This is a genomic window from Candidatus Baltobacteraceae bacterium (assembly GCA_036488875.1).
Classification (GTDB): Bacteria; Vulcanimicrobiota; Vulcanimicrobiia; order Vulcanimicrobiales; family Vulcanimicrobiaceae; genus JAFAHZ01.
Map to the genome: position 1 here is coordinate 117,635 of DASXGW010000008.1, position 24,355 is coordinate 141,989.

Here is a 24,355-nt window from a genome sequence, read left to right on the forward strand (position 1 = left end):
CCCGCTTCCGGCCGAGCATCCCTAGGCTCAGGCGGTCGGCGCATCTTTTGCACCGCGGGGGGCGGCTCTCGTAAAAGCCTTCTAGTAAAAATTTTTCGTCGGGGGCCTCGCACGAGCATCGCCCATCCTCTAGGGGGCGACGCGGCGGACCGATCCGGTTGGGCCATGCTTCCCGCAACCTCGAAGGCGGACCTGCGGCCGAGTTCGTATCAGGCAGGCGTGCATCGTCTCCAATTCGGCGCCGGCATCGTGTTGCTCGTACTTGCCGCTTGCTCGGCTGCTCCATCGCCCTCGCACGTCTCGGGCCCTTACCGGGGGAAGCTCAATGACGACGTGCTGTTCGAAGCCGCGACCACCGTGCTGGTCACCAACCGCGACGTCGTCATGGCGCTCGATTGCGCCGACTCGGGGGAAGCCGCGATCGCCGCGGGGCGGGCCGTGCGCCTACCCGCTCGCGTTACGCTCTACACGCCGGAGTTGGGGCCGGACAATCCGCCCAACGCACCGACGGTCGTCACCGACGACAAGTTCGCCGGCCGGTTGTGCACGCCCGACTCGTACGACGTCGTCAAACGGTAGAGTTTCAGATTGCCCTCTCGGGCGACCAGACGATAATACTTCGCAACGTAGTCCGCAACGGCGGGCGCGTTGCGAAGCTGATACTCTTGCGGCGGGGTCCAGAGGCCGTTCTCGAGCGGGCCGACCGCATTCAAAAAGAACTCGGGCCGATTCGATTTTAAATCGGCGACGTAGCGGTCGATGTAATACTCCCGATACGGACCCGGCCACATTTGGAACTGCGACGCCGCCTCGCGCGTGCCGGGCAGCGCACCGGTGACGACGAAAACGCCGGGCTCCCATCCCCAAATCGCAATCGACGATCCGCGCGGTACCTCGCGCAGCACGGCAACTTCGCGCGGGTTCCACGGCGTGGAGCCGATTCGTATCGTGCCCGTCGTCCATTCGTGCAAGCCGAGGTACGCCAACACGGGACCGCCCACGATCGCGTAGTACGCACCCGAGACCGCGAACGCGACCGTTGCTACGATCGCAGCGCCGCGAGAAAACCCCCGAAACCCGCCGGCTGCCGCAAGCGCGTAGACCGCACCGGCGAGCGCGCACCATGGGAAGACGACGAGCAGCAGATGGTGCGGGAACGGCTCGTCCGGTGCGAGCGCTGCGTAGAACGACATCGCAGCGGTCAACGCAATCGCGAGTGCCGCATACTCACCTTCGCGCGACGCTTTGCCGGACGATCGCCGCTGCAGTAGATACACCGCCAATAACGCCGCGACCAGCACCCCGACGGACAGCAGCAGACACCGCACCGGAAACATCGCAAACAGATCGATCGGTCCCCGCGTTATTGGCGGTATCGCGACGCCCTGCCGTATGTACCAGAGCGGCTCGCGTACGTACGAGATCGCAAAATCGTTCCAGCCCCCGGCCAGGATCACGGGAGCGAGGATCGCGCTTAAAACCAACAATCCCGCCGCCGCGAAGACGGCGAACCGAATGGCTTTTTCGCGCGCGGTGCCCGAACCGAACGCGAGCGCAGCGAGTGTAACGAGCGTCAGCGCGGCGTCGATGGGAAGAGACTGGACCTTTGCGAAGGGCGCGCAAGCCGCAGCCGCGCCCGCGAGCGCGCAAAATACGAGCGCCTGCCGGCCCGGCGTTTTCACGAGACCGGCAATGGCGAAGCCGAAGATCACGATCAGCAAAACCGGAATCGTCTCGCTGGAGTAGTGCGCAAAATTCATATAGGTCGAGGACGCCATGAAGAATATCGCGGCAAACGTCGCCGAGAGCCGCGCCGCGGCTTCACCGAACAGCCGGCGCACCGCAAAATAGAACACGACGACGGCAGCGCACGCCACGGCGGCCGCGAGTATCCGCGCCGTCCACCACGTGTAGCCAAAACCGAGCGCGTGCATCGCCGTCAGCGGCCAAATATCGACTGGGCCCATCGTCATCGCGTCGAAATCGCGCCACGGTACCGGACGAACGGATGCCAAGTGAGCGGTGGCGAGCATCAGCGACTCGTCGACGTTAAACTGTTCGCGCACCGAAATTGCCGGCCAGCGCCACGCGAAAATCGCCGCCGTCGCCGAAACGAGAAAGAGCCACGCCGGCGAGAGCCGGCTGCGGACCGGCGATCGTCCTCGGTCCAACACGGGCTGCAAGCCGAGCACCACCAAGACGCCCAGCAGTAGGCACGCCGCTGCGAAGTACGCGGACGGCATCAAACGGCTTCTCCTTCCTTCAAGACGTCGAGCGGCAGCGGCTCGGGAAGTCCGAGCAGCTTGGTGATTTCGACGTTCTTGCGCGCTCCACCGATATCGAGCGACAGCTCGCGTAAGGTTCGCATCTCGACGATGAAAGCCGCGTCGGCGACGTTGAACTGCCACAAACGGCCGATCGCGAGCCGTTCCAGTCGCGGCAAGGTCGCGACCGGCGCCAAGCTTTCGAGGTGCAGCAGCGACTCGAGAGCGAGCGAACGCAGGTTGGCGTGGCCCCGCAGCGCCTCGATCGACGTGACGGGTTCGACGTTCGCCAAACGCAGCGCGACGATGCCGGGGTGGCGCAGCAGCGGATCGAGCGCGTCGACGCGCGTGCGCACGAGTTCGAGCGCGGCGAGCGAACGCACCCTCTCGATGCCGGCGCAGCCGCGCAACGATGCCGCAGCGATCGACAAGCCGCGCAGAAAGGGCAGCGCCTCGAGCGCGGCGACGTCGAACTCGCCGCCGCGGGCGTCAATGCGCAGCGTACGCACGCCGCCGAACGACGCGATCGTTTCGCGCGCGCGATCCGGCAGCCCGCCAAGCGAGAGGTCGCGCACGTGCGCGGCTCGTTGCGGCGGACGCGCAATCCGCGTTGCGTCGACCTCGAGCGTAACGACCGGAACGATGTCGAGAACCGCGTCGAGCTGCGCCACCGCGGCGCCGTGCAGACGAATCGACGCGCCGCCGCGATCGCGTGCCCAGCCGGCGATGACCTCGAGCTCGCGCGCATCGAGCGGCAACCGCCAACCCAGCCGCGCGTTCGCGCGCGGCAGCTTCTCGGCTTCGGCCGGCGAGCGGATTTCGATGACGTGTATGGGGCTGCCGTTCATCGTGGAATAGGTCGCCGATGGGAGGGACCAAACGCGCTTCCGGGCGTCGCTTCGATCGCGAACACGGCGTGACTACCGAGGCGTTGATGTTTTTGGGCGAACTCGGAACCGAGCGCGGCGAAGCCTACGCGCACGCCACGCACTACGAGCCCGTTCCGGTCGAGGAGTTCGGGCTGCTGATGCGCCGCGTTCCCGCGGACGCCGTTCGCGGCGCGACGTTCGTCGACGTCGGAGCCGGCATGGGACGGGCGGTGCTGCTCGCGCGCGAGTATCCGTTCAAGCAGATCGTCGGCGTCGAGCTTTCGCCGCACCTCGTCGAAATCGCGCGCGAGAATCTGGCCCGCGGACACGGCTTCGAAGTCGCGTGCCGTGACGTACGTTTGATCCGCGCCGACGCGCGCAAGCGGCGCATGCCGCGCGGTGACCTCGTGGTGTTTCTCTACAATCCGTTCGACCAAGAGGCGCTCGACGCGGTGCTCGATCGCATTGCCGAGCGCCGCAACGCAAGCGAAGTTTGGCTGCTCTATCACACACCCGTTCACGGCGATCTCGTCGTCCGGCGCGGCTACGAAACGGTCGCGACGCTCTCGGGCGCCGCGGCGTACCGGCTTTCGCGCCCGTCGATGAACGACTCCATGGCGCCGACGTCGAGCGCGTGCGAGAAATAGAATCCTTGGCCGTAGTCGACGCCCATCGTGCGCAGCTTCTCGACTTGTTCTTCGTCCTCGACTCCCTCGGCTACGACGTACAACCCTAGCGTCTTTGCCAACGCCACGATCGCGCGAACGATCGCCAGCGACTGACGATCGGCGATCATCGGCTCGATGAACGAGCGGTCGATCTTCAATCCGGCGACCGGAAGACGCTGTGCGTAACTGAGCGACGAATGACCCGTTCCGAAGTCGTCGATCATCGCTTGCACGCCGCCGGCGCGCAGCTGCGCTAAAACCGTCAGCGCCTCGTCGGCGCGCTCCATGATCGCCGTCTCGGTCAGCTCGATCTTGAGCGATTTTGGATCGAGGCCCGAGTCGCCGAGCTCGGAGTGCGTCTTGGCCAATAGATCGCCGCGATGCAGACGCGTGGCGGACACGTTCACGGAAACGGAGATGCCGGGCAGCCGCGCCTGCAAGGAAACGACGTCGCGACAGGCCTGCTTCAAGACGAGCGAGTCGATCGCGTCGATCGTTCCCGACTGTTCGGCAAGCGGGATGAAGATCGCGGGGGAGACGGCCGTGCCGTTGTCGTCGGTCCAGCGCGCGAGCGCTTCCATCGACGCAACGCGCCCCGTGCGCAAGTTCACGATGGGTTGGTACATCGCAAAAACTCGGCGATTTTCGACCGCGCGCCGCAGCGCCGTTTCGAGCGAGTGCCGGGCGATCGCGTTCTCGCGCATCCGTTCGTCGAAAACGGCGTACCGCGCGCGTCCGGAGTTCTTCGCGGCATACATCGCCGTATCGGCGTCGCGCAGCATCTCGACGGCCGATCCGTACCGCGGCGTGCTCGTAACGATGCCGATCGATGCGCTGATGTAGATCTCGCGCTCGTCGATCGTGAAGGCCTTGCCCAACTCGCGAATGATACGATCGGCGGCGAGCTCGGCACCGGTCTGCGACGCGAGCGGCAGATACGCGACGAACTCGTCCCCGCCGATACGGCCCAGCTCGGAGCCGTCGAGCGCGATCGACAGCATGCGCTCGGCAATCGCGCAGAGCAGTTGATCGCCGACGCCGTGTCCCAAACTATCGTTGACGACCGCGAAGCGGTCCAAATCGACGAACAGTACCGTGAAACCGCCTTGCGCGTCGGGTGCGAGCGCGTGCAACTCTTCGTCGAGACGCGCCATGACGTACGCGCGATTGCGCAAACCCGTCAGCGCATCGCGCGACGCGGTTTCTTGCAGCGCCTGCGCGCGCAGCTGCAAACGGCGGTAGCGCACCAGCGCGAGGATCGCGAATCCGACGATCGCCCAGTAGATCAGGGTGACCGGTACTCCGACGGCAATCGCTTCTTTACGCGCGGCGGCGAGCGCCGGAAAATGCGAGCCGAGATAAATCGTCCACGGCGCCGTGCGCAGTTTCGTCTGCAACGGCGTCGAGTCCAGAGCGAACGACGGTTCCGGCGCGGTGCCGGCGATGGTTATACCGCTCGCATCGGTCACCCAAAGGCGGTCCTCCGGGGCAACTTCTTGAGCGACCATGCGCGTGAGCGCCGACTGGAGCCATTCGACGAGAACGACTCCGGCGATGCGATTACCCGCGGCGAACGCCTCGCTCGCACCGATAAACGTCAGGCCGTGCGCGGACGTATACGGTCCGGTCATTGCCGGTTTGCCGGCAGCCTTCATCGCGGCTGCGTACCACGGACGGCCGAGGTAATCGTAGGCGTTGCCGGGTTCGATCCATTGTTCGGCGTCGTGCGTTCGATCGGCAGCGTAGCGATAGAGACCGAAACGCATCGCCGCTCGCTCGAAAGCGAAAGGCTCGTAGAAAACGCCGATACCGTAGATCAGCGATCGATCCGATGCGGCCAGCAAGCGGCGCACGTCGCGCTCCAGATCGGATTTCCGGCGTTCGCCACGAAACGTTACGTTCGCGACGTGAGCGAGCTGGACGGCGATTCCGGCGGCGTCTTCCAGCCGCAGCGCGTCCTGATTGAGCCGTGCTCCCTGAGCGGCCACCTCTTGCCGGCGGACTTCCGAGAGCCGTCCGTTCGCATAGAGCAAGCCAAGCGCGTAGATGACGGTCGCCACGAAAAGCGTGGCGACGATCCAAGGCCACGGATACCGGGAATCGTTGTTCACCAAAGCCCCTGCGAACTCGCTTGAGGCTCTTCTAGGCGTTCCCCAGCACGTCCCGGTCCTTCTGTGAGTAAATGTTGAGCAGCACGCCGATCGACGCAAATCCCGTCAGAATCGCGGAGCCGCCGTACGAAACGAACGGAAGCGGAATGCCCGTGATCGGCATCATGCCGATCGTCATGCCGACGTTGACGAGGACGTGGAAGAAAAACGCGCCCACGATGCCGGCGGCCAGCAAGAATCCGAAGCGGTCCCGCGCCGCCAACATCGTGCGTATGCCGCCGTAGATGAGCACGACGTAAAGTGCCAGCAGCGCGAGCGCGCCGAGAAATCCCCACTCCTCGGCCAAGACCGTAAAGATGAAGTCGGTCGAGTTTTCGGGGACGAATCCGAGTTGGGTCTGCGTGCCGTGATGGAATCCGCGACCCAGCCACTCACCGCTGCCGACCGCGATCTTCGATTGATTGAGGTTGTAGCCGGATCCGAGCGGATCGAGCTTCGGATTGAGAAAGACGAGCAAGCGAGCTTTCTGAAACGGCTTGAGCACCGCGTTGGTGCCGACGGCGGCCGCCGCGACGAGCACGACGCCGAACGCGTAAATCGCGAAGTCGCCGAGTCGCGGCAATCCGAAGAACAACACGGTACTCAATATCGCCAACAGCACGAGCGCCGTGCCGAGATCGGGCTGCTTGAGAATCAGCAGCGCCGGAATCGCGACGGTGAGCAGCGGCTTCCACAGATCTTGCAAGTTCTCGTACGTGCCTTTGCTCATCACGGCAGCCAACGCTATCGCCAAAATGAGTTTGGCCGGCTCGGACGGCTGGAACGTGCCGAACGGACCGAGCGAGATCCAGCGCTGCGCGCCCAGCGCGCTGTGACCGCCGCGCAAAATGAACAGCAGTAAGAGCAGGTTGACGGCGTAAAGATACGGCGCCCACCGCTGCCAGTTGCGATAGTCGACCAGCGAGAAGACGAACATCAGCGGAATGCCGAGCGCCACGTACATGATTTGACGGCGCGCCTCGCCGGCAAAAGCCGGATTGTGAAAACCGGCGGAACTGATGCACGCGATACCAATCAGCGTGATTGCGCTGCCGGCGATTGCGAGCGGCCAATTGAACGTGCGAGCGTAGCGCTTAGCGCTGCTGCGAACGGTGAGTGTCGCCAATACCTCGCTAGTGCGCCGGAGCCGGCTTTGGCCCTGCCCCTACGGGCTGATTCTTGCGACGCCGACGGCGGCGCCGAACGATGATGTTGTTTTCGCCGGCCGCTTGAGCACCGGGCGACGTGACGTTCGGGGCGGATGCGACCGCAACGGCAGGCGCCGGTTCGGCGGCCTTGGGCGTTGCATTGGTCGGCCGGTTCACCGAGAGAATCGGGATGTTGGCCAGCATTGCGAGCGCACGATCCTGCTGCTCGAAGTTGACCTCGATGCGATCGCGATCCACTTCGACGTACCGCGAGATGACGTCGACCAGATCGCGCTTCATCGATTCGATCATTTCGGGTGCGAGCTCGAGATGGTCGGTCATCAGCACCAGGCGCAAGCGCTCCTTGGCCGCGACGCTCGATCCGGGCTGTCCGAAGAGCCGCTTGAGGAAGTCTATCATGCTTTCTTTCCTCCGAAGATCGAACCGATTTTATCCAAGAACGTTTCTTTCGTTACCGGCATCGGCGCGGGCACGTCTTCACCCGCGACGCGCGCCGCAATCGCGTGGTAGGCTGCCGCGGTGGGTCCGTCCTTGCGAAGCGCCAAGGGCTCGCCTCGGTTCGTCGTGACGATGATCTCGGGTTCGTCGGCGATCACACCGAGCAACGGCAGGCGCAGGATGGCGTTCACGTCCTCGACCGACAGCATCTTGCCCTTCTTTACGAGCAGCGGACGCAAGCGGTTGATTACCAGCTGCGGCCGGAACCGGTTGCCAAGCAATCCGACGACGCGATCGACGTCGCGCACCGCGGAAACCTCGGGCGTGCACACGACGATGGCTTCCTCCGCGCCCGCCACCGCGTTTTTGAAGCCGAGCTCGATGCCGGCCGGACAATCGATCAGCACGTACTCGAAGCGCTCGCGCAGCGCCGCAATCAGCGCGCGCATCTTCTCCGTATCGACTTCGTCTTTTTCGCGCGATTGCGCCGCGGCCAGCAAAAAGAGTTTCTCGCTGTGCTTGTCGGCGACGAGCGCTTCCTCGAGCGTCACGCGCTCCTCGAGCACGTCGAGCAAGTGGTGCTTGACGCGGCTTTCCAGACCGAGAACGATGTCGAGATTGCGCAACCCGACGTCCGCGTCGACCAGCGCGACGGACGCGCCGCGCTGCGCGAGCGCGGTACCGAGATTGGCGGTCGTCGTCGTCTTGCCGACGCCGCCTTTTCCGGAGGTGACGACGATCGCTCGCCCTAGCGGTTTCGCGCGCTCCGGCACACTTTCCAGTGTGGGCTGTAGTTGATGCATCGCTGTAACCTCTTATCCGGCTTTGAGTGCGTCGAGAAGACGTCCGAAAAAGCCCGGCTGATCGAAGTTGGTAAACGGTACGATCTCGCCTTCGAGCCGCCGAACGATTTTATCGTAGATCGGCCGCAGCCGGCTGTTCTCGTCGAGAACGATCGGTTCGCCGCGATTGGTGGTGTCGATGATCTCTTCGTCGTCGGGAACGATGCCGACCAGTTCGATCGCCAAGATTTCGCAAACGTCTTCGACCGAGAGCATGTCGCCGCTGCGCACCATCTCTTGGCGCAGCCGGTTGACGATCAACCGGATCGGCTTGCCGCGATCGTTGAGCTTTCCGACGACTCGGTCGGCGTCGCGAATCGCGCTCACCTCAGGCGTCGTCACGACGATTGCTTCGGCCGCTCCCGCAATAGCGTTGCGGAAGCCCGCTTCGATGCCGGCCGGGCAATCGATGAGCACGTAATCGGCGCCTTCCGCCGCGAGATCGACGATCGCCGCAAACTGTTCTTCGGTAATCGCGTCTTTCTCGCGCGTCTGCGCCGCCGGCAGAATCGAGAGCGATTCGAACCGCTTGTCTTTGATCAGCGCTTGGCGCAGCTGGCAGCGGCCTTCGGCGACTTCGACCAGGTCGAAGACGATGCGCTTCTCGAGGCCGAGCACCAAATCGAGGTTACGCAGGCCGATGTCCGCGTCGATCAAGACGACGCGCTTGCCGCGTTTGGCGAGCGCCGCACCGAGATTGGCGGTCGTCGTCGTCTTTCCGACCCCGCCTTTTCCGGACGTGATGACGATTTTGCGCGAATTCATACCGATGAGATGCCTCGCTCTTGAAGTCGATCGATTTGATCGAAGGGCACGATGAGGATGCGCCCGTCGCGCACGAGCGCCGCTTCGGGCACGGTGCGGACGCGCGGAGCACTTTCCGCGTCGGCGGCGATGAACGTTGCGATGCGCAGCTGCGTCGCTCGGAGATCGAGCGCGAACACGCGCGCGGCTTCGTCGCCTTGCGCGCCGGCATGCGCGACGCCGGCCAAGCGGCCGAAGACGAGCACGTCACCCGACGCGACGATCTCGGCACCCGGATTGACGTCGCCGACGACGACGACGTTGCCGGGATGATGCAGCGTTTGTCCGCCGCGCAAAGTTCCGGTGTGGTAGAGCGTCGGCGGCGGCGCTTCGACGAGGTGCAGTTGCGCCGGCCGGGAGGGCTCGGGCACCGGCTCCGGCTCGGTCAGGTCAAGCTGCGGGACGCTCGCCTCGCCGCGACGCCGGCGCTCGGCGATGTCGGCGCGCGCCCCGGCAAAGTCGGCCACGAGGGATTTTGCCGAATCCGACAGCCGGATCTCGCCCGGTGGGCGCAACGCCCGGCGTCGATCGAGTTCCGGGGTCGCACGAGGCTCGGCAGCTTCGTACGGCAAGCCGAAGGTTCGTGCCAGCGACTCGATCTCGCCGGAGCCCGTCAGCGCTCTCAGCTCGATCCCAGCTTCATTCAAAAGTGATTGGAGCTTGACGATCACGTCGGAACTCGCTGGTTCGTTACCGAAGTTAACCAGTGCAGAAGTGCCGCGGTAAAAGCCCGGACGCTCGGCAAGGCGAGTTTCCAGCTCTTCGAAAGCCTCTCCGAGCTCGCGCCCGGCAAAGACCAGTTCGAGACCCAGCCCTTTACCACGTAAGAGCGCCACGCGCCACGTTCCGAGGCGCTCGTAAGGAACACCTTTTAAAATCCACACGGCACTCGCAAGTTCTTGCGCTTATCCACATCCAATACACAGGAGCACTATGTTCCGCCGCATCGTTCCCGCGTTTACGATTTTCGCGCTGCTGAGCGCCGCCGTTCCGGCGCCCGCGCCTGCGATGTCAACCGCTACCGAAATTCAGATGGGTCAATCCGAGGATCAGCAGATCGTCGGAAGCAGCGTGATCGAAACCGATCCGCTGCTCAACGCCTACGTCTCCGGCGTCGCGGAAAACTTGTGGAATCAAGTCGCACGTAAGGACCTTCCGTACTCGGTCAAGATCATCAAGGACACCGACGTCAACTCCTTCGCAACGATGGGCGGCTTCGTCTACGTGAACGAAGGCTTGGTCGACTTCGTCCAGTCCGACGACGAGCTGGCAAGCGTGGTCGGTCACGAAACCGGTCACATCGAGCGGCGCCACGTCATTACCGCCAACTCCAAAGCGCAGATTCTCAACATCCTGTTCGGCATCGCGTCGATCTTCTCGCCGCTGATCTACAACCTCGGCGGTCTCGCCGAAGCCGGCATCATGTCCAAGGTTTCGCGTGAGAACGAAATCGAAGCCGACCGGTACGGTCTGCAGTTGATGTCGCGCGCGGGTTACGATCCCGACGCTATGGTCACGATGATGGCGCATATGGCCGTGCTCGGAGACGAGCACAGCGACCTCATCACCAAGTATCTGCAGGATCACCCGGATCCGGACAAGCGCGTCGCGCATCTCGTCGGATATCCCGAACTCAATCCGAAAGACGTAACGTCCGCGCAGGGACTCGTCGACGCATCGAGCGATCTCGAGCGCGCCCGCTACGAGTTCGCCTCGCTGCGGCTGTCGGAAGTCCTCAAGAACGATCCGCACAACGCCGAAGCGATGCTCGAACAGGGCCAAGCCGATCTCGCGCTGGGCATGACCGGAAAAGGCGAACAGACCTTGGCTCAAGCGGCGCAACTCGGTTCGCCGCAGACGCGCGCCGAGGCGAACTCGCGCATCGCGCAGCTCCGCCAAATGGAAGTCGAGCGCGTCAATCTGACGCATCCCAATCTCGCCAAGCTTCAGGCGGCGATCGCATCGGCGCAATCCTCGCACATCCTCACGTCCGGTCAAGTCGTCGAGCGCACCGCGGAGGGCAAGGATCAGATCAAGGCGATCAACACGCGCGTCAGTAGCATCGAGTACGAGATTCCGTCGTACTTCGGGCGCATCAATATCAAGCGCGGATCGCGCATCGAAGCGGTGGTCAAGAATCTCACGCTGATGGCGCGCTCGATCAATAGCACGCTCCAGGATTCGGGCGCGACGCTCGGCGGCGTCGGCTCGATGGAAAAGAACAAAGAGAGCGGCTTGCTCAAAGACACGGCCGACATCTACACCGACATGCTCGCACCGATGGCGATGGGTCCCGTTCCGGAAGACTCGCTGGCGGTGCTGCCGTCGTATCCGCAAATGCTCGATCAGCTGTCGAATGCCGACGGGGACATGCTGCGCTCGGTCGACGCCGCGCGCGCCTCGCTGACGGCGCTCGATCAGTCGCTCGGCGATCTCGACGACTTGCTCAAGCGGCTCGACAACGCGGAGCCCGGCTACAACGGCGACTTCAGCCAAATCTCGTACGAGTCGTTCTCTCCGCTGATGCAAAAAACCGTGACGGAGTTCAACTCGGCGGCGACTGCGGCGTCGCAAGGTTCGCAGCTCTACAACCTCGCCCGCTCCCGTCAACTGTCGGCCCGCATCACGATGCTTGGACTGGGGAACTCGCCACAGCGGTACTCGACCTTGGAGTACGCGCTGAAGCACCGGTTCGGCTCGACCGGAGTCGACTATCGCACCATGCTGCACGAGGGTTTGACGACGGGTGACGTCGTCGCGGCGACGATCGTCGCGGCCGACATCAAGAGCACGCCCGAAGCGATTATCGCCGAAGCCAAGAGCAACCACCAGAACGTCGTCGACGTCGCGAACACGCACGGGATGCACGCCTGGCCGCTCGAGATCTTCTTAGGCTTGGTCTACCTCGACTACACCGACGATCCGACCAAGGAGCTGCACCGTATCGACAACGGGAAGGGCGGCGAGCAGACGCTGACACAAATCGGCCTGTAGGCGGGTATGTAGCTATCATGGCTACCACAATGGGCGCCCGCGATCTGTTTCGCATGGTGCGCCACGGACTCGACGTCCGCTCGATCCACGCGCACGTGCGCCGTCCCTTCCGCTTCCTGCTGTGCGGCGATCCCGCGCTCGTGAACGAGCTTCGCGCGCTGCTGCTCTCGGGCCCCAGCGACGAACCGGTGCCGGCCGATGCGGCGGCGTGCTTGGAGACGATCTATCCGCACACGTTCGTGGCCGACGCCGGCGGGGACGTGCGCGCCGCGCTCTTCCTCGGGCGTCGCGGCGACACGCCCAACCTCGAACCGCTGCGCACCCTCAAGATTCCGATCCTCGCCGTGACGGTCGATGCCGAGGCGGTACCATCGGCACCGGCGTCGTTGCCGTCCCCCGGAACCATCGGCGAGTATACCGTTGCGGCGCTCACGCGCGACGCGCTGCGTGCCCGGCTCTTTGCGCACCTCGTCGATTCGGCGCGCGGCGTCGAGATCGCGGTCGGGCGCCGTTTACCGCCGCTGCGCGAAACGGTCGCCGCGAAGCTCACGCGCGACGCCGCCAGCAACGCGCTGAAAGTTGCGGTAGCGAGCGCGCTGGTCGATCACGTTCCCGTACTGGGCGTCGTGCTCGGCGCCTTCGCGTCGGCCGGCGACATGGTTGCGATTACCGGCATTCAAACGATGCTCATGCTGCACATCGAGGCCGCTTACGGGCGCGATCCGGACGTCAAACGCGTTTGGCAGCTATTGCCGGTTATCGGCGGTGGTTTCGGCTGGCGCACCTTGGCGCGCGAGCTCGTCGGATTCATTCCCGTCGCCGGCATCGCCATCAAAGGTGCGATCGCTTACGCCGGAACCATCGTCGTCGGCGAAGGCGTCACGTTCTTTTTCGAGCACGGCCAGCACATGAGCAAGGGTCAAGCCGCGCAGATCTACGAGCGCACGAAAGAAGACACGCTGCGTTTCGCGCGCGACTTCGTCACGAAGCTCAGGAACAAAGACTAGCGCGTTCTAGCAACAGCTTACGATCGCGGTCGTTCTGTGCCAGGGCGGCCGCGCGTTCGAACTCGGCGCGCGCCTCCGCGAAGCGCCCGAGCTTGAAGAAGAAATCGCCGAAGACGCTCGGCAATAGGTGATAGGCGCGAAGTGCGGGTTCGTCGCGCAAGGACTCGGCGATCTCTAATCCCGCTTGCGGACCGAACGCCATGCCAACCGCAACGGCGCGGTTGAGCTCCACCACCGGAGTCGGGAGCAGTTGCGCGAGCGCGTCGTAGAGCGCGGCAATGCCGCGCCAATCGGTCTGCTCCGCCGTCGCCGCGCGAGCGTGACAACCCGCAATCGCCGCCTGCAGCCCGTACGGTCCGAGCGACTCCAAGCTGCGCGCCCGGTCCAACGCCGCCAAGCCGCGCGAGATCAGCAATCGATTCCACCTGCCGCGATCTTGATCGAGCAGCAGCACGTGCTCGCCGTTGCTCCCTAAGCGCGCCGGCATGCGCGACGCCTGAAGCTCCATGAGCGCAACCAAACCGTGTATCTCGGCTTCGTGAGGCATGAGTTTTGCAAGCATGCGTCCCAGCCGCAGCGCGTCTTCGACCAACTCCGGACGCAGCACGTCCTGGCCCGACGTCGCCGAATACCCCTCGTTGAAGATGAGATAGACGGCCTCGAGAACCGACGCCAAGCGTTCGCGCCGCTCGCCGGCGCCCGGCAACTCAAACGTCACGCCCGCTTCGGAAAGCGTGCGCTTCGCGCGCACGATGCGCTGAGCGATCGTCGACTCCGTCGATAGGAACGCGCGGGCGATCTCCAGCGTGGTCAAACCGCCGAGCAGCTTGAGCGTCAACGTCACGCGCGCTTCTTTTGAGATAACCGGATGGCATGCCACGAACATCAAGCGTAGCAAATCGTCGTCGATCTCTTCGTACGTCGCGGCAAAATCCGGTTCTACTCCACCGCCGGCATCCAACTGCAGCGCTTCGTTTTTTTCACGCAGGGTTTTTTCGCGGCGAAATGCGTCGATCGCCCGGCGTTTTGCGGCGGTCACGAGCCAGGCGCCCGGATTGCGCGGGATGCCTTCGTCGGGCCACTGCGTAAGCGCCGCAACGAAAGCGTCCTGCGCCAGATCCTCGGCTCGTCCGACGTCGCCGCCGAGCATGCGCGCCAACGCGGCGATCACTTTTGGCGATTCGATGCGCCAGATCGCCGCGACGGCGGGCTCGAGCTCGACGTGGCTCACTGCGGCGCCTGCTAGACCCCCAAACGCGCCTGGCGTTCGCGAATTTCCGGGGTCGCGTTCTCACCGAAATCTTCCATCTCGTAACACTGACGGATTTCGATCGTCGCCGCGTGATGGAACGGTGCGTGCGTAAAACGCTCGACGACCTCTTGGTGCGATTTGCCTTGCACGATCCAGAAGCCGGCAACCAGCTCCTTCGTCTCGGCGAACGGGCCGTCGGTGACCGTGGCACGTCCCTCATCGAAGCGAATGCGCGTACCTTTCGACGACGGCCGCAGCCCGTCGGCTCCGAGCAGAACGCCGTCTTTGGCAAGCTGTTCGTTGAACTTGCCCATCGCTTCGAGCTGTTCGCTCGTCGGCAGTGCGCCCGTCTCGCTATCCTTGTTGGCCTTGACTAAAACGACGAATCTCATGATTTCTCTCCCGTTGGAAGTGGGTGTTTTGCCTATACGTCGAACGGGCCGGCCGGTTTTTGACATGGTAAAGGTGTTGGAGGCCGAAAAATTTAGAGCCTTTCGAGCAAGGCCTCGTCGTCCAAGCCGCGCAGCTCCGGCGGAACCCGATCGCGAACGCGGGCTGCCAGCTTGCCGGCCAGCGCGCCGCGTTTCTCCGGCGTGAGCGCGTCGCGGCGCTCGATGAAGCGTTTCACCAGCGCGCGTTCCTCGCCTGAAAGGTACAAGGTGGGCGCGTACACCGGTTCCGCTTGCGGGGGCTCGACCGGCAAACCGAGCGCGATCGCGGACTCGCGCACGACGATCGTTCCGGCGGCGTAATCGCCCAGGCGTTTGTTCTCGGGCGACAAGACCATGCTCAGCGCCGACAACGCGTAGTAGCCGAAGATCAACTCACCGACGCGAATGAGATTGCGAATGACGGCGGCGCCGAAGTCGACCGGAAATCCGCCGTCGCGCACGACGCGAATGCTCAGCGCCCATTTCCCCGGCGTCTTGCCGTTCCAAAGCGTCTCGAAGACGATGAAGTAGCCGAAGAAGATCGTGAAAATGACGACGACGATCGCCGCGATGACGATCGCCTCCCCGATTTTCTGGGCTTGCGTGCCGACGGCGCCGTGCACCGAAGGCAGGTGCAGCGAGGCGCTGACGACGGCGTAAAAGATCCCGATCAGTACCAGAATCTGAATGACCTGGTCGATGGCGAGCGCCAAAAAGCGGCTGCCCAGTCCGGCCAGCTCGTAGGTGAATGCAATGCTCTCCGGAGTCCGGACGTCGATCTCGCGGTCCATGGTTTGGATATCAGGTTGAATAGACGTGGCTCCGGAACATGCTTGCCGGCGCGAGAAAAGTTGGTTTAGGGCGCCCTAGGGGAATCTTTGCCGGTCAAGATGCATATGCGCCCTATGGTATGGGGGCCCCAACGCAGTTGGGGGGCGCGCAGCCGGAGGCGGAGCGCCTTTTAAATGCGGCAGCAGACGTTCGTCGCGCGCCGGAAGGGCACTTGGGAGCGGTTGGAGACGCTGGTGGCGGCGGCCGCGCGGCGCGGCGTGCGGCGTCTCGGCGCGCCCGAGATTGCCGAGTTGGGCCGCACCTATCGCGCGACGACCAGCGACCTCGCGTTCGCGCGCGGCAGCGAATACGAATCGCAGCTCGTCGAATACCTCAACCGGCTGGTCGCGCTGTCGCACGGGTACGTGTACGGATCGTCGGCCGAAAGCGGCGGCGCACGACTGCGCCACTTCTTCACGCGCGACTTTCCGCTCGAGTTTCGGCGCTCGATCGCCTTCATCGCCATCTGCACTGCGATTACCGTCGCGTGCAGCATCGTCGCATACGTGGTGATTCGCACCCATCCCGCCGACGCGTACGCACTGCTGCCCAAGGAAATCATTCCGGGCGAGATCCGCAAGAGCTTGCACGATTCCAACTTCGGCTTCGATCGCAGCTTCGCGCCGGCGATGTCGGCCGCAATCATCACCAACAACGTGAAGGTCGCCGTGATCGCGTTCGCCGGTTCGATCACATTGGGCGCGGCGACGGTTTACATCATCGCTTCCAACGGCTTGATGCTCGGCGGAGTCGCGGCGCTCTTTACGAACGCGGGCTTCGGCTACGATTTTTGGGCGACGATCGCTCCGCACGGCGTCATCGAGCTGACCGCGATCCAAATCGCCGGCGGTGCGGGGCTCATGATCGTCGCCGGATTGCTCTTTCCAGGTCGCCTGAGGCGGCGCGACGCCATCGCGGTCAACGCCCGCCGAGCGGGGACATTGATTCTCGGCGTCGCATCGATGCTTATCGTGGCCGGAACGATCGAAGGGTTTATCTCGCCGCAGCGCTGGGCCGCCGAAGTGCGCGTAGCGATCGGCGCGTTAACCGCCGTTGCGCTGGTCCTCTATTTCGCCTTTGCGGGTCGCGACGTTGCGGCGTAGTCTTCTCGCTGCCGCAGTTTGTGCGCTGCTTCTCGCAACGGCGATCGGTGCCGCGCCCGCAGACACGAACGCCGCGCCGGTCGACAGCGGGTGCGGCGTGAGCGGCGGCACGTTAACGATGCTCGCAACCGATAACGAAAGCGACTTTGCCGCGTTCGCCCTGCTCGACGCGCACGGCGACGAGATGGCGCATCAGTTCATTCCGATGTTCAGCCAAGACGCCTCCGCGGAGCTAATGCTGACGCCCGTCGGATTCGGACCCAATGCGAACGTCGCGTCCGTCAAATGCCTGGCCGACTCGAGCCTTCGGCGCTGCGCCGATCCGAAGTGGACGCCGGTCGATGACGGCGTGCGCGTATCGATCGCCGGCGTGCTCGTGGGTGTGGATTGGGCGGTGGTTTCGATCAAGGGCCGCTACGTGAACGTCACCAGCCCAATCGCGGGCAGCATCGACGGCGCGAGCATCGGTTTTCAGCTCGATAACGGTGCCGCGCACTGGTCGTCGCTCTACGACAGCCAAACCGAAGCGTCGCAGGCGTTTTACGATATCAAGGGCGGCGATCACGCGATTACGATCGGCTGGCGCGATCCCGAACGCGAAACGCTCGTGCCCGAAGATCGCCTCTGCTTCAATACGTAGAGGAAGCGCCCTCGGCTATAACAATCCGCGTTGTTTGACGCGCAGGTACTCGTCGATGAGCGCGGTCGACAGTTTGGCCGCCGGTACGTCGAGCACGACCGCACCGATGCGCGTCAGCATCGCGGCCGCGGTTTTGCGCTCGTCTAAAAGATCCAGCGCGACGCTCGCGCGATAGGCGGACGCTTCGTCGATCGGTGCCGTCGCCAGCGCGTGCGCGACCGCCGCGTCGTTCATGAAAACGCACAGCACGAGATGACGGTGCGCGAGCGATCCGAGCTCGGCAAACACCGTTGCCTGCGAAACCGGATCGATCACGTCGGTGAGAAAGACGATCAGCGATCGTTTGTGCAAATGCGCGCGCAGGTACGCAAAGGCGCGGGCATAGTTGGCTTCTTCAAATCGCGGCTCCAAGTCGTAGAGCAGCTGGGTGAGCTTCGCAATGGACGACCGCGTCGACCGCGGAGCGCTAGCCGCGAGGATCTTTCCGGCGAACGCCACGACGCCGACGCGATCGCTTGCGAGACCGGCGATCGTGGCCAGCGACAGCGCGGCCGTGACGGCGTAGTCGAGCTTTCGCTGTTCGCCGACGCGCGGCGTCATCAGCCGGCCGCAGTCGAGCACGAGCATGACGTTCTGGCTACGCTCGACCTCGTATTGCGCGACCATGACCTTGCCGCGGCGCGCGGTCGCCTTCCAATCGATCGAGCGGAATGCGTCGCCGTCGGCGAACTCGCGCAGCGATTCGAACTCGGTGCCGCTGCCGCGCAAACGCATCTTGCGCAAACCCGCCTCGATCAAGCGGTTACGGACGTGCAGCGACCCGTAACGCTCCACTGCCGAAAGGTCCGGAAAGACGCGGAACGACTCGGACGCGTCGACTTTCATGCGGCGGCGAAGTAAACCCAGTGCGTTCTCGTAGGTGACGTAGAGCGTGCGGACCTCGTCCTCGCCGCGCGCAACGGGAACCACGCTCCACGCAATCGTGGCCTCACTGTTCGCGGGAACGTCTCCGGCTGCATCGCCGGCCGTCGAGCGCAGCGTCCGCGTCGGATCCTCGGCGATCGTTACCGCGATCGCGCGCGGCGAGCGGTTCTCGATGGTATACGCAAACTCGGCGGGACGGCGCAGCGCCAAGTGCCCGACCGGCACGCGAGCGATGCGCAGCTGCTTTCGCCGCGGTCCGATGACCGCATCGGTAACGAGCGCGGCAACGAGCAGCGCGCCGAGCGCTTCGGAGATCGGCAACAGGACGGACAATCCGGGCGAGCACGCCAGCAGCACGGCGATGCCGCCGAGCAAGTACAGAAATCGCCGCGTCACCCACGTCATACGCGAGCTATTCTTTTAGTCCCGTGGTACCGGTACGCTCGCAAGAATGTCGCGCAGGACGTCTTGCGCGGTAATGCCTTCGATTTCGGCGTCGGGCGCGACGATGAGGCGATGCGGCAGCGCGAACGGCGCTACGTCCTTCACGTCGTCTGGCGCGGCAAAATCGCGGCCGCCGATCGCCGCCGCAGCTTGCGATGCAACGAGCAGTGCGACGCCGGCGCGCGGCGACGCACCGAGCGATAGCCGCGGGTTGGCGCGCGTCGCGGCGACGATGCGATAGGCATATTCGCGCACGCCGGCGGCCAGATGCACTTCGCGAATCGCGTGCTGGGCGTCGAGGATCTCTTGCGCCGTCGTCACCGCTGCGACGCCGGACGACTCGAGGTCGCGCGCGTCGAAACCGCCGGCGACGCGTTCGAGCAGCTGCAGCTCGAGCTGCTCGCTGGGATACGTCGACTCGATTTTGACCATGAAGCGGTCGAGCTGCGCTTCGGGCAGCGGATACGTGCCTTCGTACTCGATCGGATTCTGCGTCGCGCACAGCAGAAACGGCTGCGGCAACGGCAGCGGCGCGCCGTCGATGGTGACGCGGCCTTCTTCCATCGCCTCGAGCAGCGCGGCTTGCGTCTTCGGCGGCGTGCGATTGATCTCGTCGGCCAGCACGACGTTGGTCACGATCGGACCTGGACGCGTCGAAAACTGCGTGGTCTGCGGATTGAAGACGGTCGTACCGACGACGTCGGCGGGCATCATGTCGGGCGTGAACTGAATGCGCCGAAACGGCAAGCCCAGTAGTTTGGCGAGCGCGCGCACCGCCAACGTTTTGCCCGTTCCGGGGACGCCTTCGATTAGCACGTGTCCGCGCGCGAGCAGCGCGACGGTCAATCCGAACGACATGGAGCGCGCGTCGACCACGACGCCGTCCATTCCCTGGGCAATGCGTTCGGCAAGCTCGGCGGCATTAACGGCCATAAACATCCTTCCTCACTGGTATGCGCGCGCGCCGCATCAGCGCGGCCATTGCGTCGATGTATCCCGACGAGTCGCGCTCGTCGGGCGGTTCCAGCGGAACCGCCGGAACGAAGGGAACGTTGGCGCCGACGAGCGCCAGCAGCACGATGGCGATCGTCAGGTAAACCGCGATGTGAACCGGCGCGGGCAACGCGTTCCAAAACGTCGTGCCTTCGTCGTAGCCGTGAACGTATTCGTCGAACGCGATCGCACCGTGGCCGGCGAGCACGTCGTAGGCGAACGCGGCGTTGTCGTCGTTGGTGAGATACGCGTTGCCGAACAGCGCCGGCGCGCTGATGGCAATCACTTCGCCCTTTCCGTACGCATAGGCGATCGCGACCACGCCCGACTTGTCGGCCAACAGCGCAACGCCCTCGCGTTCCGAAAACTTGAAGATCGCGTCGATCGGCGCACTCACGCGCGTGATGCCCGCGGTCAAGCGATTCGCAAGCAGCGCAATCGCACCGCTTTCCTTGGCCGCGACGGTCGTGCCGGCACCCGGCGTGATGTCGTCTTTGCCCGCGAATTCGTCGTCGAGCACGACGAGCCGTCCGCCGCGCTTGACGAACGCTTCCAATCGTTTAGCATCGTTGGCGTCGAGCGGCTTGGACGACGGATCGTGTTCGTAACCCGAAATGACGAGCGTTCCGACGTCCGGATCGAGCGTGCCGAGCGCGCGCTCGAAGCGGCGAACCGGAAGTCCGGCTTTCTGCGCAACGTCGTACCACGCCCCGTAACCGTTGCGCCCGGTATCGTACGTCGACGCCACCGACGGCGGCGGACGCTGCTCGGCGGCGTCGCGCGCAAATGCGATCGCGACCACCAGCACGGCGCCGGCGATGAGCATCCACACGTCGATCCGCCGCGCCGTCATGCGGCCGGCTCCTGGGCCAGCGTGAGGTACGCGTCGCGGGCGCGCTCCCACTGCGCCGCGTCGAGCGGACGTTCGGCGTACGTGCCGGCAACGAACAAGCGCGCGATCGCGTCGAACGCGGAAGCGACATCGCGCGCCGGTAGTCGCCGGCGAATTTCACCGACGGTCGCGCTCGCGTCGTCGCGCAGGGTGCCGCGCACGTCGAGCAGCGCGAGCGTCGCGCGGAAAAGCAGCTGCGACGCCGCGGCAAACTCACCGCGCTCGGCGCGGTCGACCGCCATCGCGTAGAGCGTTGCGGCGTCGGCGGCCGGGTCGAGCGCGCGTACCGATCCGGGTCGCTGACCGCGACGGCCGTAGACGAGGAGAATGCGAACCGCCGCTGCGGCGACCGCGAGCACGAGCAGCGCGATAACGAGGTCGCCCACCGCACCGGCAACCTTCGGATTCACGCGAGCGTGCCCGAAGAGCGCGTTCACTAGGGCGTTCCAGCGATCGCCCAACCAACTCCACAGACGCTCCCACCACGTCTGCGCGGGCGGCGCCGCTGCGGCGTCGTGCAAATGATATCTTCCGGGAGCGCTCAGCTCCTCAACGGCCAGTGCGTGCAGCGGCGCGAGCGACGTCTGCGACGGTGCGACGCCTTCGTGCAGCCGGCGGTTCGCCGGTACGGCCGCGTGCGCCGCGTGCGTCCAGCGCGACGTCAATGCGTCGCGTTGCGTCGAAGTCGTCAGCACGACCGCGAGAACGGCGGCCGCGGCGATCATGCCGGTTGCGCAACGCTCGCGAGCCGGTCGAGGCCGGCTTCGATCTCGAACCCTTCCCGGCGAATGCGGACGTCGAAATAGTAGACCGCGAGCAGCACGGCTGAAAACGGCGCGATCGCCGCGCGGAACAACGACGTCAGCAAAACCTCGAGCACGACCCAGTGCAGCAGCATCGCGACCATCACGAGGACACTAATGAGCATCGACGCGCCCACCATGATCGCGCCCGCAGCGACCGCAAAGAGCAGCGCGCGCCAGATTTCATGCCGGTTGAACACGCGCGAAAAGCCGATGCCGATCGCCGTGAAGACGGGCTGCTCTTCGATGACGATTGCGTACATCGCAAACGAGAACGAAACGACCAGCGGCGCGATGGAGAGCAGCGCCGCGAGAATGACGACGAAAAGCACGATGCCGATCACGACGCCCAGTGCGACCGAGGCCCGCGTAAAGGCAATGGCCACGAACATGCCCAGCACCGTCACGAAAATAAACGAAAAATACCACACCAAAAAGAGGCCGAGCTCGATAAAGAGCAGTCCGATCACGGCGGGCCAGCGCTGCAGCGATGCTTTATAGCACGCCGAAAAATCGACCGGCCGTCCGCGATAGAGCCGTGCGATACCGACCGCGATGGCGTTGAGCGCGAACGGCCACAACAAGTACACGATTGCGATGAGCAGGACGAACAGCGCCAGCGTTCCGGGATCGCGCAGGAAAGCCGGCATCACCGGGGGCGGCGGAGTGGCACCGGGATGCGTCAAGATCTTCATCATCGCATCGAACTCCGGCACCGAACTCGCGTCGAGGAAGTACTGCAGCACCGCAAGCGGCACGATGAGGACGCCGACGATGAGCGCAAACGGAACGAAGTTCCGAATGTAGAGCGTTATGGCCCGGTCGAAAATCTCGCCGAAACCGAGCGGACGGAGTTCCATCGCCGCGGCGATTTCTGGCAGGGCGGCGGGAAAACCCCTGGGAAGCCGAGGGGTATGGTCCTGGGAACCGTCCATTCCATCTGGCGCTATCCCGTGAAGAGCCTGCACTTCGAGGCACTCGATGCCGCCGACGTCGAGCCTGCGGGCGTTCGGGACGACCGGACCGCGGCGTATTTCGTCGGCAGTCCCGATCGCCCACGCTTCGGCAAAGAGTTTCGCGGCAAGGAGAACCCGACGCTCCATCTGCTCTCCGACGGCCCCGACGTCCAGGCCGCGGCGCAGCACGCCCGAGTCGACATCGAGCGCCGTGAGGGCGACCGCTTCTTCGACGCCGCGCCGATCTCGATTCTGTTCGATCGCTGGCTCGTCGAGTTGAGCGAACACGTCGGCTACGCGGTCGAGCCGCTGCGCTTTCGCCCGAACTTCTTTGCCGTTGCGTCGCCCGAGTTTTCCGGCGACGAAAAAGCATTGCCCGGGCGCGTCCTCAACGCCGGAACCGTTACCTTGCGCGTGCGCAAGCCGATCGAGCGGTGCGCCGTGCCGACCTTCGATCTGCACGGCGGTCCCAGCGATCCGCGCATCTTGCGCTTCATCGTGCAGCAGCGCGAGAATATCATGGGCATCTATTGCGACGTCGTCGAGCCGGGTGTCATACGAATCGGAGACGCGATCGCGTCCTCCTAGCGCGTGCCGGTGGGTACCGCTCGAGCGGTGGAGGCCCAGCGCGGTTTCAGTCTCGCAGAAATCATCGTCGCTTCGGCTATTGCGTTCACGATCGGCGCACTGCTCGTGTGGATGGCGCACGCCACGGTGCTTGCGGCGGCGCACATGGATACGCGTCTGAGCGCACGCAGCACGTTCGACCGGCTTGCCGAACGCTTGACGGCGGACGCCTCGAGCGCGTGGTCGGTCTTCGTTCCCGCGCGCGACGTCCTCGGTAACGCCAACGCCGACGGTCACGAGCTCGATTTCGTCAGCGAGGATGCGTCGCACCGTTCGTACTGGTGGGCGTACGACTTTGACGCGCGCGCTTCGCAGGTCACGGTCTACGCGTACGCGCCCGGCACGACGGCCTCGGCAGGCGACGTCTATTCGGGCATCGGCGCGCTCGCGGCGGAGACGCACGCGCTCACCGACCTCGCAAATGCGTCGAGCGATATCTACGATCCGCTGTTTGCAAACGACGCGCTTACGCCCGTCGACGTGCCGTTCGAGTGGGGCGGCAGCGCGGCCGGCGGCAATCATTTGGTGCGCTTGCGCGTTACCGCTGAAGGGGTCGATCGAACGATGCTGCTGGCGACCGCAACGGCGCCGACACATTTCACGGTCGTCGTCGACTACACGCCGCCACCCGTCACGCCGGCACCTTAAATTGCAGTTCGCCCTTCTAGCGCTTTGGCGAGCGTGATCTCGTCGGCGTAATCCAGGTCACCGCCGATCGGCAATCCGTACGCGAGGCGCGTGACGATCACACCTAGCGGCTGCAGCAACCGCGACAAATACAGCGCGGTCGCCTCACCTTCGGCATTTGGATTCGTCGCGAGAATAATTTCGCGTGGCGCTTCGCGCCCGATGCGCTCGATCAGTTCTTTGACGCGCAGCTGCGCCGGGCCGATGCCGTCCATCGGCGAGATGAGGCCGCCGAGCACGTGGTAGCGCCCTTTGAACGCGCCGGTACGCTCGATCGCATAGACGTCTTTGGCTTCGGCAACCACACAAATCATCGCGCCGTCGCGATCCGGGTCGCTGCAGAGATCGCACGGATCGGCTTGCGTCAGCGAATAGCAGATCGAACAGAAGCGGACGTGATCTTTGACGTTGAGAATGGCCTCGGCGAGCGCTTGCGCTTCGTGGCGCGGGCGATTGAGTAAATAAAAAACGAGCCGGGCCGCCGTTTTTGGCCCGACCGTCGGCAGCTTGCTGAACTCGTTGATCAAAGCCGCGACCGGGCCGGCTACCGATCCAGATCGAGGCATC

Annotated in this window: 25 protein-coding genes; 8 read left to right on the forward strand and 17 right to left on the reverse strand. The window is 64.5% G+C overall.

Features of this window, described 5'->3' with window-relative positions; genetic code table 11:
* The first annotated feature begins 219 nt into the window (after positions 1 to 219).
* Positions 220 to 579, forward strand: a complete 360-nt coding sequence (locus tag VGG89_10825; protein ID HEY1977032.1) for a hypothetical protein — start codon at positions 220 to 222, stop codon at positions 577 to 579.
* On the opposite strand, the gene VGG89_10830 is transcribed toward VGG89_10825, so the two are convergent.
* Together VGG89_10830 and VGG89_10835 are read right to left on the reverse strand one after the other, a co-directional pair.
* Positions 465 to 2,243, reverse strand: coding sequence for a hypothetical protein (locus VGG89_10830; GenBank protein HEY1977033.1), 1,779 nt, complete (start codon positions 2,241 to 2,243; stop codon positions 465 to 467). The genes VGG89_10825 and VGG89_10830 overlap by 115 nt on opposite strands.
* Positions 2,243 to 3,112 carry a hypothetical protein gene (locus VGG89_10835; GenBank protein ID HEY1977034.1) on the reverse strand — a complete coding sequence of 290 codons (870 nt, stop codon included), beginning with the start codon at positions 3,110 to 3,112 and terminating at the stop codon, positions 2,243 to 2,245. The genes VGG89_10830 and VGG89_10835 overlap by 1 nt, the downstream gene beginning before the upstream one ends.
* A gap of 17 nt (positions 3,113 to 3,129) precedes the next feature.
* On the opposite strand from VGG89_10835, the gene VGG89_10840 reads away from it, so the two are divergent.
* Entirely contained in the window at positions 3,130 to 3,780 is a 651-nt protein-coding gene (locus VGG89_10840; GenBank protein HEY1977035.1) for a class I SAM-dependent methyltransferase, read from the forward strand.
* Here the strand turns inward: VGG89_10840 and VGG89_10845 are convergent.
* Genes VGG89_10845 through VGG89_10870 form a run of 6 tightly spaced genes read right to left on the reverse strand, consistent with a single transcriptional unit; the run spans position 3,678 to position 10,040 of the window.
* Positions 3,678 to 5,912 carry an EAL domain-containing protein gene (locus VGG89_10845; protein HEY1977036.1) on the reverse strand — a complete coding sequence of 745 codons (2,235 nt, stop codon included), beginning with the start codon at positions 5,910 to 5,912 and terminating at the stop codon, positions 3,678 to 3,680. The two genes, VGG89_10840 and VGG89_10845, sit on opposite strands and share 103 nt — an antisense overlap.
* 31 nt (positions 5,913 to 5,943) lie before the next feature.
* Complete coding sequence (gene rodA / locus VGG89_10850) at positions 5,944 to 7,077, reverse strand: rod shape-determining protein RodA (GenBank protein HEY1977037.1); 1,134 nt, start codon at positions 7,075 to 7,077, stop codon at positions 5,944 to 5,946.
* Between the two features lie 7 nt (positions 7,078 to 7,084).
* On the reverse strand, positions 7,085 to 7,519 hold the full coding sequence (minE, locus tag VGG89_10855; GenBank protein HEY1977038.1) for a cell division topological specificity factor MinE: 435 nt from the start codon (positions 7,517 to 7,519) through the stop codon (positions 7,085 to 7,087).
* Positions 7,516 to 8,361, reverse strand: a complete 846-nt coding sequence (gene minD / locus VGG89_10860) for a septum site-determining protein MinD (GenBank protein HEY1977039.1) — start codon at positions 8,359 to 8,361, stop codon at positions 7,516 to 7,518. Before minD (VGG89_10860) ends, minE begins: the two co-directional genes overlap by 4 nt.
* Positions 8,362 to 8,373: 12 nt before the next feature.
* Complete coding sequence (gene minD, locus VGG89_10865; GenBank protein ID HEY1977040.1) at positions 8,374 to 9,165, reverse strand: septum site-determining protein MinD; 792 nt, start codon at positions 9,163 to 9,165, stop codon at positions 8,374 to 8,376.
* Positions 9,162 to 10,040: a septum site-determining protein MinC gene (locus VGG89_10870; protein ID HEY1977041.1), complete on the reverse strand. Its 879-nt coding sequence runs from the start codon at positions 10,038 to 10,040 to the stop codon at positions 9,162 to 9,164. The genes minD (VGG89_10865) and VGG89_10870 overlap by 4 nt, the downstream gene beginning before the upstream one ends.
* Before the next feature lie 97 nt (positions 10,041 to 10,137).
* Here VGG89_10870 and VGG89_10875 point away from each other — a divergent pair, with 97 nt between their 5' ends.
* The gene (locus VGG89_10875; GenBank protein HEY1977042.1) at positions 10,138 to 12,198 is read left to right on the forward strand and encodes a M48 family metalloprotease; all 2,061 of its coding nucleotides are present in this window, start codon (positions 10,138 to 10,140) and stop codon (positions 12,196 to 12,198) included.
* A 17-nt stretch (positions 12,199 to 12,215) separates the two neighbouring features.
* A complete protein-coding gene (locus tag VGG89_10880) occupies positions 12,216 to 13,205 on the forward strand; it encodes a hypothetical protein (protein HEY1977043.1) in 990 nt (329 codons plus the stop codon).
* Here VGG89_10880 and VGG89_10885 read toward each other — a convergent pair.
* From VGG89_10885 to VGG89_10895, 3 genes are all read right to left on the reverse strand, one after another.
* Positions 13,189 to 14,436, reverse strand: a complete 1,248-nt coding sequence (locus tag VGG89_10885; protein HEY1977044.1) for an RNA polymerase sigma factor — start codon at positions 14,434 to 14,436, stop codon at positions 13,189 to 13,191. The genes VGG89_10880 and VGG89_10885 overlap by 17 nt on opposite strands.
* 11 nt (positions 14,437 to 14,447) lie before the next feature.
* A complete protein-coding gene (locus VGG89_10890) occupies positions 14,448 to 14,849 on the reverse strand; it encodes a YciI family protein (GenBank protein ID HEY1977045.1) in 402 nt (133 codons plus the stop codon).
* Between the two features lie 92 nt (positions 14,850 to 14,941).
* Positions 14,942 to 15,679: an RDD family protein gene (locus VGG89_10895; GenBank protein ID HEY1977046.1), complete on the reverse strand. Its 738-nt coding sequence runs from the start codon at positions 15,677 to 15,679 to the stop codon at positions 14,942 to 14,944.
* A 174-nt stretch (positions 15,680 to 15,853) separates the two neighbouring features.
* Here VGG89_10895 and VGG89_10900 point away from each other — a divergent pair, with 174 nt between their 5' ends.
* Positions 15,854 to 16,822, forward strand: coding sequence for a stage II sporulation protein M (locus VGG89_10900; protein HEY1977047.1), 969 nt, complete (start codon positions 15,854 to 15,856; stop codon positions 16,820 to 16,822).
* A complete protein-coding gene (locus VGG89_10905; protein ID HEY1977048.1) occupies positions 16,812 to 17,462 on the forward strand; it encodes a hypothetical protein in 651 nt (216 codons plus the stop codon). The genes VGG89_10900 and VGG89_10905 overlap by 11 nt, the downstream gene beginning before the upstream one ends.
* A gap of 15 nt (positions 17,463 to 17,477) precedes the next feature.
* On the opposite strand, the gene VGG89_10910 is transcribed toward VGG89_10905, so the two are convergent.
* The 5 genes from VGG89_10910 to VGG89_10930 are packed head-to-tail and all read right to left on the reverse strand — an operon-like array spanning position 17,478 to position 22,378.
* Positions 17,478 to 18,791: a DUF58 domain-containing protein gene (locus VGG89_10910; protein ID HEY1977049.1), complete on the reverse strand. Its 1,314-nt coding sequence runs from the start codon at positions 18,789 to 18,791 to the stop codon at positions 17,478 to 17,480.
* Positions 18,792 to 18,806: 15 nt separating this feature from the next.
* Complete coding sequence (locus tag VGG89_10915; protein HEY1977050.1) at positions 18,807 to 19,763, reverse strand: MoxR family ATPase; 957 nt, start codon at positions 19,761 to 19,763, stop codon at positions 18,807 to 18,809.
* Positions 19,753 to 20,676, reverse strand: a complete 924-nt coding sequence (locus tag VGG89_10920; protein HEY1977051.1) for a DUF4350 domain-containing protein — start codon at positions 20,674 to 20,676, stop codon at positions 19,753 to 19,755. The genes VGG89_10915 and VGG89_10920 overlap by 11 nt, the downstream gene beginning before the upstream one ends.
* Positions 20,673 to 21,440 carry a DUF4129 domain-containing protein gene (locus VGG89_10925; GenBank protein ID HEY1977052.1) on the reverse strand — a complete coding sequence of 256 codons (768 nt, stop codon included), beginning with the start codon at positions 21,438 to 21,440 and terminating at the stop codon, positions 20,673 to 20,675. Before VGG89_10925 ends, VGG89_10920 begins: the two co-directional genes overlap by 4 nt.
* Entirely contained in the window at positions 21,437 to 22,378 is a 942-nt protein-coding gene (locus VGG89_10930; protein HEY1977053.1) for a hypothetical protein, read from the reverse strand. The genes VGG89_10925 and VGG89_10930 overlap by 4 nt, the downstream gene beginning before the upstream one ends.
* 54 nt (positions 22,379 to 22,432) lie before the next feature.
* Between VGG89_10930 and VGG89_10935 the strand changes: the two genes are divergently transcribed.
* Both VGG89_10935 and VGG89_10940 read left to right on the forward strand, forming a co-directional pair.
* On the forward strand, positions 22,433 to 23,062 hold the full coding sequence (locus tag VGG89_10935) for an MOSC N-terminal beta barrel domain-containing protein (protein ID HEY1977054.1): 630 nt from the start codon (positions 22,433 to 22,435) through the stop codon (positions 23,060 to 23,062).
* A gap of 9 nt (positions 23,063 to 23,071) precedes the next feature.
* Positions 23,072 to 23,749 (forward strand): hypothetical protein, encoded by a 678-nt coding sequence (locus VGG89_10940; protein HEY1977055.1) that lies wholly within the window; start codon positions 23,072 to 23,074, stop codon positions 23,747 to 23,749.
* Here VGG89_10940 and recR read toward each other — a convergent pair.
* Positions 23,746 to 24,354 (reverse strand): recombination mediator RecR, encoded by a 609-nt coding sequence (gene recR, locus VGG89_10945; GenBank protein HEY1977056.1) that lies wholly within the window; start codon positions 24,352 to 24,354, stop codon positions 23,746 to 23,748. The genes VGG89_10940 and recR overlap by 4 nt on opposite strands.
* Position 24,355 lies beyond the last annotated feature (1 nt).